The sequence below is a fragment of the Azospirillum sp. TSO5 genome, from assembly GCF_003116065.1.
Lineage (GTDB): Bacteria > Pseudomonadota > Alphaproteobacteria > Azospirillales > Azospirillaceae > Azospirillum.
Genome location: NZ_LGQY01000156.1, coordinates 1 through 8,283, shown reverse-complemented (window position 1 = coordinate 8,283; position 8,283 = coordinate 1). Strand labels below are relative to the sequence as shown.

9 protein-coding genes and 1 pseudogene are annotated in these 8,283 nt (G+C 67.1%); 4 read left to right on the top strand and 6 right to left on the bottom strand.

Translation table 11 applies throughout. The features are described 5' to 3' along the window. The first annotated feature begins 203 nt into the window (after positions 1-203). The 4 genes from TSO5_RS30555 to TSO5_RS30540 all read left to right on the top strand — a co-directional run bounded on the left by TSO5_RS30555 (position 204) and on the right by TSO5_RS30540 (position 4,350). Complete coding sequence (locus TSO5_RS30555) at positions 204-758, top strand: sigma-70 family RNA polymerase sigma factor (protein ID WP_247871047.1); 555 nt, start codon at positions 204-206, stop codon at positions 756-758. Beyond that, positions 755-1,183 (top strand): hypothetical protein, encoded by a 429-nt coding sequence (locus tag TSO5_RS30550; protein ID WP_109155127.1) that lies wholly within the window; start codon positions 755-757, stop codon positions 1,181-1,183. The genes TSO5_RS30555 and TSO5_RS30550 overlap by 4 nt, the downstream gene beginning before the upstream one ends. Then, entirely contained in the window at positions 1,180-1,626 is a 447-nt protein-coding gene (locus tag TSO5_RS30545) for a periplasmic heavy metal sensor (protein ID WP_109155126.1), read from the top strand. Before TSO5_RS30550 ends, TSO5_RS30545 begins: the two co-directional genes overlap by 4 nt. Positions 1,627-1,998: 372 nt before the next feature. After that, positions 1,999-4,350 carry a Tex family protein gene (locus tag TSO5_RS30540; RefSeq protein ID WP_109155125.1) on the top strand — a complete coding sequence of 784 codons (2,352 nt, stop codon included), beginning with the start codon at positions 1,999-2,001 and terminating at the stop codon, positions 4,348-4,350. Between the two features lie 117 nt (positions 4,351-4,467). On the opposite strand, the gene TSO5_RS30535 is transcribed toward TSO5_RS30540, so the two are convergent. The 6 genes and pseudogenes from TSO5_RS30535 to TSO5_RS30510 all read right to left on the bottom strand — a co-directional run. Then, positions 4,468-5,103 carry a LysE family transporter gene (locus TSO5_RS30535; protein WP_109155124.1) on the bottom strand — a complete coding sequence of 212 codons (636 nt, stop codon included), beginning with the start codon at positions 5,101-5,103 and terminating at the stop codon, positions 4,468-4,470. 134 nt (positions 5,104-5,237) lie between these two features. After that, positions 5,238-5,498, bottom strand: coding sequence for a hypothetical protein (locus tag TSO5_RS30530; protein WP_085083685.1), 261 nt, complete (start codon positions 5,496-5,498; stop codon positions 5,238-5,240). 33 nt (positions 5,499-5,531) lie between these two features. Further along, positions 5,532-5,873, bottom strand: coding sequence for a hypothetical protein (locus TSO5_RS30525; protein WP_247871046.1), 342 nt, complete (start codon positions 5,871-5,873; stop codon positions 5,532-5,534). Positions 5,874-5,883: 10 nt separating this feature from the next. After that, positions 5,884-6,753, bottom strand: a complete 870-nt coding sequence (locus tag TSO5_RS30520; RefSeq protein ID WP_247871045.1) for a hypothetical protein — start codon at positions 6,751-6,753, stop codon at positions 5,884-5,886. Then, the gene (locus tag TSO5_RS30515) at positions 6,741-7,715 is read right to left on the bottom strand and encodes a YqaJ viral recombinase family protein (protein WP_109155123.1); all 975 of its coding nucleotides are present in this window, start codon (positions 7,713-7,715) and stop codon (positions 6,741-6,743) included. Before TSO5_RS30515 ends, TSO5_RS30520 begins: the two co-directional genes overlap by 13 nt. A gap of 290 nt (positions 7,716-8,005) precedes the next feature. Next, positions 8,006-8,283 (bottom strand): annotated as a pseudogene (locus TSO5_RS30510) (XRE family transcriptional regulator); the annotation flags it as partial.

The following is an 8,283-nucleotide window of genomic DNA, read 5'->3' as shown; positions in this document are numbered from 1 at the left end:
GATGGAAAGGCCCGCCACTACGGCGCCAAAAAACGCATAAGCATTCTTATGGAAATAAAATGGCGGGGAGGGCCGGGTGTTGGGGAAATCCCTGATCGGAAAATTGCCGCTCTCCGCGCAGGACTTCCGCCTCCGGCCGCGTATAAACCGCTGACAGAAACCGGGAGCGGGCGGAATACGGCGTGGAGCCTACCGAGGAAACGGTGACCGACGAGGCGCTGATGGCGAGCGCCGCGGCCGGTAACCGGAAAGCGTTTGGAACACTCACGCGCCGGCATCTGCGCCGCAGCATCGCCCTGGCCCAACGGGTTGTCGGGAACGCCGCCGACGCCGAGGAGGTCGCGCAGGACGCCTTCCTGCAGATTTGGGCCAATGCCGAACGCTGGCGCGGCGATGGAACCCGCTTCACCACATGGCTGTACAGGATCGTGGTGAATCGCGCCATTGACTACAAGCGGCGGCGCAGTTTCGCCCCCCTGGACGATGCCGGCGAGATCGCCGATCCGGCCTGGAGCGCGGAGACGGTGATCGACGGCATCCGGATCGGTGCCGCGGTGGATGCCGCGATCGCCGCCTTGCCGGAACGGCAACGGGCGGCGCTCAGTCTCTGCTACCATGAGGAGATGACGTGCGCTGAGGCTTCGGAAATATTGCAGGTGTCTGTTTCGGCTATGGAAAGTCTGCTGGTCCGGGCGCGCCGCGTCTTGCGGGCCCGGCTTCAACCCCTGATCCGTCAGAAGGACGGTGCACGGTCATGACGCTCAAAGAGTTCAAACGCTATGCCGCGGCCTACGGCGCCGACCTGGACCGTTGGCCGCGCTCCGCCAGGGTGGATGCGCTGGCCCTGCTGGACGGCAGCGCCGAAGCCCGCGACCTGCTGGCCGACGCCGCCATCACCGATGCGCTGCTGGACGCCGCCTCGACCCCGCAGGTCTCCGCCCGGCGCGAGACGCAGGTGTATGATCGCATCGCCGACTGTCTGGCCCAGCGGATCGTGCCGGAATTCGTCCCCTGGTTCCTGTCGCGGCCGCCCTTCCGCCCTGCCCCGCTCGCCGGCTTCCTGGCCAGCATGGCGCTGGTCGGCTTCCTCAGCTACAGCCAGGGCCTGATTTCCTTCGAAAAGACGAGCACGCCTGCCCTGTCCGGCGTGATGATCGTCAGCTATCTGGGAGACGTGCGATGACGCCGGCCATTCGGCGCCGCTGGCCCTGGTTCCTTCTGGTCGGGTCCCTTGCGCTCAACATGCTGGCCGGCGGCTTCGTCGTCGCCCACGCCTTCCGCCCGCCGCCTCCCCCGCCTGGCGGGCCGGAGCATCTGCTGGAGCGCTTCGTTGACGACGTGTCGCGGCACCTGTCGCAGGCCGACGCCGCGATCCTGCGCAAGGCGATGGACGATGCCCGTCCTCTGTTCGTCCGGATGCATGTCAGCCGCGAGGAATTCGCGCCGCGCCTGCGCATGGCCCTGATGGCCCAACCCTTCGATCCGGCCGGGCTCAAGGCCCTGTTCGACAGCATCCACGCCAACGACGCCGCATTGCGCAGCGAGTTCGAAACGCGCGTCGTCGACACCCTGTCCCGCCTTTCCCCCGAAGGCCGCCTGCGTCTGGCCGAAAGCCGCCTTCCCTGATCCTTTCGGCTGGGACCGGTGGCAGACACTTTTGGGGTCCGGCCGGGATGGCATGTCCGTCCCGGCCCTTTTTCCTTGCCGAAAAAAGAAAGGGCGGCCTGACGGGATCACCGCCGGGCCGCCCCCTAGTCGGTTCGGGAGGAAACGCAACCAAGTTGCACGCAGAGGTATAGGGCCGATATGGTTAACGGCCGATGAATGGTAGGAAGAAAACATCCCCTACCACTTTTTTGCAAAATGCTGCCGCGAATGGTTGCGCTTCGGCTTGGGCTATCCGCCCCTCTGCCGAAAGGCCGGGGTGGCGTCCCCCCGCCCCGACGCGCTATGACAGACTCCCTTTTGTTCGTCACAAGTCCGCAGGATCCCTGCCTCATGCTGTCCATCAGCCAGCGCATCGCCGACGAATTGTCGGTCCGCGAGTCCCAGGTCGCTTCCGCCATCGCCATGCTCGACGAGGGGTCGACCGTCCCCTTCATCGCGCGTTACCGCAAGGAGGCGACCGGCGGCCTGGACGACACCCAGCTCCGCACCCTGGAGGAGCGGCTGGGCTACCTGCGGGAGCTGGAGGACCGTCGCGCCAGCATCCTGTCGACCATCCATGAGCAGGGCAAGCTGACGCCCGAACTGGAACGCCAGATCAAACAGGCCGACACCAAGACCCGGCTTGAGGACCTCTACCTCCCCTACAAGCAGAAGCGCCGCACCAAGGCCCAGATCGCCCGCGAGGCCGGACTGGAGCCGCTGGCCGACGCGCTGCTGGCCGCCCCGAAGAAGCAGCCGGAGACCGAGGCCGCCGCCTTCGTCGATGCCGACAAGGGTGTCGCCGACGTCAAGGCGGCGTTGGACGGCGCCCGCCACATCCTGGTGGAGCGCTTCGGCGAGGATGCCGAACTGGTCGGGCGCCTGCGCACCGCCATGGCCGACAAGGGCGTCGTCACCTCCAAGGTGATCGAGGAGAAGAAGGCGGAAGGTGCCAAGTTCTCCGACTATTTCGACTTCTCGGAAAACTGGTCGAAGCTGCCGTCGCACCGGGCGCTGGCACTGTTCCGCGGCCGGGCGCAGGGCGTGCTCGATATCCGCCTGGATCTGCCGGTCGAAGAGGGCCAGCCCCACCCGGCGGAAGGCACCATCGCCCTGCACACCGGCATCCGCGACCAGGGCCGTCCGGCCGACAAGTGGCTGTCCGACGTGGTGCGCTGGACCTGGAAGCTGAAGATCGGCCCGCACATCGAGACCGACCTGATGGGGAGCTTGCGCGAACGGGCGGAGGACGAGGCAATCCGCGTCTTCGCCCGCAACCTGCACGATCTGCTGCTGGCCGCCCCCGCCGGCCAGCGTGCCACCATCGGGCTCGATCCCGGCATCCGCACCGGCGTGAAGGTCGCCGTCGTCGACTCGACTGGCAAGCTGGTGGAAACGACGACCATCTATCCGCACCCGCCGCGCAACGATTGGGACGGCTCCATCGCCGTGTTGGCGGCGCTGGCGGCGCGGCACAAGGTGGAGCTGATCTCCATCGGCAACGGCACCGCCTCGCGCGAGACCGACAAGCTGGCCGCCGACCTGATGAAGCGCCATCCCGAGCTGTCCCTGACCAAGCTGGTGGTCAGCGAGGCTGGCGCGTCGGTCTACTCGGCGTCGGAAACCGCGGCGCACGAGTTCCCCGGCCTGGACGTCAGCCTGCGCGGCGCCGTCTCCATCGCCCGCCGCCTGCAGGACCCGCTGGCCGAACTGGTGAAGATTGAGCCGAAGTCGATCGGTGTCGGCCAATACCAGCATGATGTCGCCGGCGGCAAGCTGGCCCGCTCGCTGGACGCTGTGGTCGAGGATTGCGTGAACGCGGTCGGCGTCGACCTCAACACCGCGTCGATCCCGCTGCTGACCCGCGTGTCGGGCCTGAACGAGACCATCGCCCGCAACATCGTCGAGCATCGCGACCGCAACGGCGCCTTCCGCTCGCGCAAGCAGCTGCTCGACGTGGCGCGGTTGGGACCGAAGACCTTCGAGCAGGCCGCCGGCTTCCTGCGCATCCGCGAGGGCGAGAATCCGCTCGACGGCTCCGCCGTCCACCCGGAAGCCTATCCGGTGGTCCAGCGCATCGTGAAGACCACTGGGCGCGACCTCGGCAGCGTCATCGGCGACGCCCGTTTCCTGCGCGGCCTGAATGCTGAGGAGTTCACCGACGAGCGTTTCGGCCTGCCCACCATCGAGGACATCATCAAGGAGCTGGAGAAGCCCGGCCGCGACCCGCGTCCGGAGTTCAAGACCGCCACCTTCAAGGAGGGCGTGGAGGAACTGAAGCACCTTCAGCCGGGGATGATGCTGGAGGGCGTCGTCACCAATGTCACCGCCTTCGGTGCCTTCGTCGACATCGGCGTCCATCAGGACGGGCTGGTGCATATTTCCCAGCTTGCCAACAGCTTCGTGAAGGATCCTCACACGGTGGTGAAAGCCGGCGACGTGGTGAAGGTGAAGGTGCTGGAGGTCGACATCCCCCGCAAGCGCATCGCCCTGACCATGCGCATGGGCGAGGAAGCCCCGCGCCCGGCCCGGCGGGAAGAGCGCCGCGACGACCGTGGGCCGGCGCGTCCGCCGCAACAGCAGGATCGCCGTCCGGCGCCGCCTGCGCCCAAGGCAGCGCCGAAGCCCGCCAAGGCGCCGGATCCGGTCAACAGCGCCTTCGCCGAGGCGTTCGCCAGGGCACAGGCGGGCAAGAAGAAGTAAGGGCGATTGCCCCCTCCCTCCCACGGCTTCGCCGCGGGTCCCTCCCTCCCCCGCTTCGCGGGAGAGGGTAAGTTTGCGATGCGGCGGCAGTTCCCTCTCCCGCGAAGCGGGGGAGGGTTAGGGAGGGGGCAGAGCGTCAGACATCAGGCGGACGCCCAGTCCGCCGATGGCAGCGGCGGCAACCCGGTCGACCCAGCGCTTGGACCTGAGATAAGCGGCACGTGGCCGGCCGGCGGAAAAGGCCGCGGCGACGATGGCGTACCAGCCCGCTTCGATCAGGAAGATCGCCGGCGGCAGGAAAACGAACAGCCACATCGGTGGTTCGGCCGGCATCAGCGCGGCGAAGATGCTGCCATAGACGAGCGCCGTCTTCGGGTTGCTCAATTGCGTCAGCAGCCCAAACAACAGAGGCCGCATCAGCCCGGCGGGTGCCGTCTGCCCCTCCTCCGCCACCACAAGAGCCTCCCCGGCTCCACGCCAGATGCGGATCGCGAGATAGAGCAGATAGGCGCCGCCCACCAGCTTCAGCACCGCATAGAGCCAGCCGACCTGCGACAGCAGGGCATGCAGCCCCAACAGCGCCAGCGACGCGAAGAACACGCCGCCGATCCCCATGCCGAGCGCAGTGGCCAAGCCGGCCCGGCGGGATACGGCGATGGAGGTGCGGGCGACCAGCACGAAGCTCGGTCCCGGACTGGCGGCGCCGACCGCGATGGCACCGACGATGCTGGCGAAGGCAAGTACGGGATCCATGATCGCTCCCCTTCCGCTTGAAGGCGGAGACGATAACACAACCGCAGTCGCGCGCGAATGCCGGACAAAAAAATCCCCTCGTCCGCGGGGGGGACGAGGGGAGAAAGGCCGATGGTTTGACCGTTACGGGGATGTCATTCGGCCGCCATCAGCACCGGAGCCTCGTCACGTACCCGGTTCACCGCCACATAGCGGTCGAGCGCGTCCAGGCATTCGGCCAGGGTTCCGGAACCGACCGCGCGGCAGTCCTCGAAGGCGTGCGGCTCGGGGCGGAACCAATGGGTGATGTAGCATTCCTCGCGCCCATCCAGGCTGAGGGTGAGGGCGAAGCGGCCTTCACGCCCGATGCGGGCTTGAGCGGCGCGCAGACGCGCCTGGACCTCTTCTATCGTCATGAGATGATATCCTTCCCTTGATGCCGCCTGCGGTCAGGCGGCGTGGGCGAACGTCCTGTCTTCCGATTCCGAGTCTTCCAACCGGCGAGCCCAGTCGATGTCACGCGACAGGGACTCGACGAGGACGCGGGCCGCGCTCCCGGTTTCCGCCGGGGTGTCGGACCGCAACAGTCCCGACAGCCGCATCACCAGCGTTTCGGCCTCCGCCTCCACCCAACGGGCGTAGTGGCGGCGGCGCTGGTCACGGTTCCAGTACCAGCGCGGCAGCTGGGCGTTGGCACGCTCGAACTCGCCTTCCCAGGCGCTCATGCGGAACAGTCCGCTGGGCGACCGGTCGCCGGTGTTATGAGTCGTCTGGGCAGTCGTCTGGGTCATGGGGCGTCCGTCAGGCGGCTTCCCGCCCGTCCTCTTCCTCGCGCTTCAGAATCTCGGCCTTCTTCTGGGCGAACAGGCCGGTGATGCGGTGCTGGGCGGCGCGGTCGATGGCGCCGATCTCGCGCAGGCGGGTGCCAACGCCGGACCGCCAGACCTCTTCCAGGTCGTCCAGGTCCAGGCAGGCTCCCAGCCGACGCTTCACCTCCGCCTCGAAGGCTTCGACGGCGGCGGGTTGCAGGTCCGGGTTGGATTTGGCGGCATAGAAGGCCTCCGACTCCTCCCGGTACTTGCTGTCGTCGAACTGGCCCATATAGACGTCGGCGGCCAGACCGATTTGCAGCAGGCATTTGCCGACCGCGTCGGTCATCGACATCTTGAAGCACTCGTCGTCCGGCATCTCCATGCCGTTGCGGCGGCGGACCATCTCGGTCCCGCCCCACTGCGGGCCAGTGAAGCACTTCTCCTTGGTCTCCGGGTCGATGTACCAGACGCGGGCGCAGATGAAGATCATCCGTTCCGCGATGGTCCAATCCACCTGCTCATAACCCCAGCCCTTGCCGATCGGGCCGAACACCTCCGTCATCATCTGGAAGCGCCAGGTCGGGTCGATCTGCGTGCCGCGGAAGCCGCCGGAGCGGGTGAAGGGCTTGGTCGCCTTCGGGTCGGTGCGCTTCAGCCGGTTCCACAGGAACATGGTGTCGATGCGCTGCGGCTCCTCAGCCCGGCTGCCGCCGGCGGACCCCTTGGACCCGTGGGAGCCGCGGCTGCCGCCGGTCTTCGGCTCGGCCTGGGTGGTCTCCGTCACGTTGGACTCGGTTACGCTCGATTCGGGGGTTTCGGTGTCGGCAACGACGTGGTCGGTCTTGCTCATGCGTCCCATGATTTGGGTCCTTCTTGTCCAAACGTTTCGGCTCTCCCCTCACCCCAGCCGGCGGTCAGCACTGTCTCCAGGCTGAGTTCCACCGCGTTCGGGTCAGCGGAGGGTCCCCAGAATTGCGCCTCTGCCAGGGAACGGCGCGGCGGTGCGCCATAGCGCAGGCTGAGCCGGCCCTCGCGGTCGCGCGCGAGATAAAGTCCGCCGGTGCGGCCGTCGGCCTGATCGATGGCAACAAAGGCGATGCGGGCATCGTCCGGCATCAGCGCCTTCAGGGCGGCCTCGTCCTCCTTCACTGCCAGCGCCGCCGCCCGGTTGGCGACCAGACGGTCGGCGAGCGCGCGGAAGCGGTTGTGCCGCCCCATGTCGAAGACGCGGCCGTTCTCATAGGACGGAGCGTCCATCGGCAGCGGGTCCGACGGCTCGACATCGTTGACGACGTGCCACCAGAAGGCTTCCAGCGTCTCCACCAGCCGCTCTACATCGTCCGGACGCCGATCCACCGTCATCAGGCTGTGGCCCGTCGGACGCAGGATCGACAGCAGGGCGCGATCCAGCCCGACCACAGCCAGCTGATGCTGGACTTGCCAGTGGTAACGGCGGGCAAGGTCGGCATCGCTCTGGAAGCCGCTGTTGAACTTCGCCTCCACGATGGTGTCGAGCGCACCGTCGGCCACGCTGCTGGTCAGGAAATCGGGGTGGGCGACCATCCAGTCATGCTCGGCATGGCGATAGGTGTCGGGCGCCTCCACGCAATCGCGGCCGGTGGCATGGGCGACGAAGCGCGGATGCAGATGCTCGGTCGCGATTCCGATCTGTACGGCGGCGACGAGATCCAGGTTCTCGGGCTCGACCCGGCCGGTCTTCTCGCGCCACAGCGACAGCCAGTCGCCGGCCATCACGCGCGTTGCGTCCGACGACCCGATCCGCCCCGCCCGCAAGTCCCGCTGTGCCTGAGTGATCGCCATGCTTTTCCCAACTTCCCGAACCCCGAAGCGTGACCGTCACTGCGACTTCGCAGCATGTTTTTCGGACCGCCTCACCGGACCCTGAATATGGGATGCGAACACGCAGCTTTCAAGAACAAAACGTGAACCTATGGCTTGGCCGTAGACCAACCCAAAGTCCTGAAAACACGCTATATTTGGTGTCTTCTGACGAGAGTCATCACAAGACAAAACGGACGGAGTAGAGACGTCCGTTTTTGCGAGTCGCGGGGGATTGGAACGCGCGCCGCGACTCGTGCCGCAACAGCCTTTTACATGCGAAGCGCTCGCACCACGTGGACGGCGACTCCGGCAACATGGGCGCTGTCGAAGGCGGTGGGACGGCAGTCGGGATCGGTCGAAACCGGCATCAGGTGGGGCGGGAAGAAGCGGTATCCGCAGATCGTGCCCTCGCCCACCGTCACCACCACGTCGCCGGCCTGCGGGGTCAGCACGTCGAGCGGTTCCAGCACCACGCAGTCGCGCGGCAGCACCCCGGCAGCGTCCAGGCTCTTGGACAGGATGCGCAGCGCGAAGGCACGGCGGGAGG

Excerpts from the sequence above, each read along its gene's own strand:
- TSO5_RS30540 (WP_109155125.1), top strand. The coding sequence starts at position 1,999 with ATGCTGTCCATCAGCCAGCGCATCGCCGACGAATTGTCGGTCCGCGAG.
- TSO5_RS30525 (WP_247871046.1), bottom strand. The coding sequence starts at position 5,873 with ATGACCCAGACGACTGCCCAGACGACTCATAACACCGGCGACCGGTCG.
- TSO5_RS30550 (WP_109155127.1), top strand. The coding sequence starts at position 755 with ATGACGCTCAAAGAGTTCAAACGCTATGCCGCGGCCTACGGCGCCGAC.
- TSO5_RS30520 (WP_247871045.1), bottom strand. The coding sequence starts at position 6,753 with ATGGGACGCATGAGCAAGACCGACCACGTCGTTGCCGACACCGAAACC.
- TSO5_RS30530 (WP_085083685.1), bottom strand. The coding sequence starts at position 5,498 with ATGACGATAGAAGAGGTCCAGGCGCGTCTGCGCGCCGCTCAAGCCCGC.
- TSO5_RS30545 (WP_109155126.1), top strand. The coding sequence starts at position 1,180 with ATGACGCCGGCCATTCGGCGCCGCTGGCCCTGGTTCCTTCTGGTCGGG.
- TSO5_RS30515 (WP_109155123.1), bottom strand. The coding sequence starts at position 7,715 with ATGGCGATCACTCAGGCACAGCGGGACTTGCGGGCGGGGCGGATCGGG.
- TSO5_RS30535 (WP_109155124.1), bottom strand. The coding sequence starts at position 5,103 with ATGGATCCCGTACTTGCCTTCGCCAGCATCGTCGGTGCCATCGCGGTC.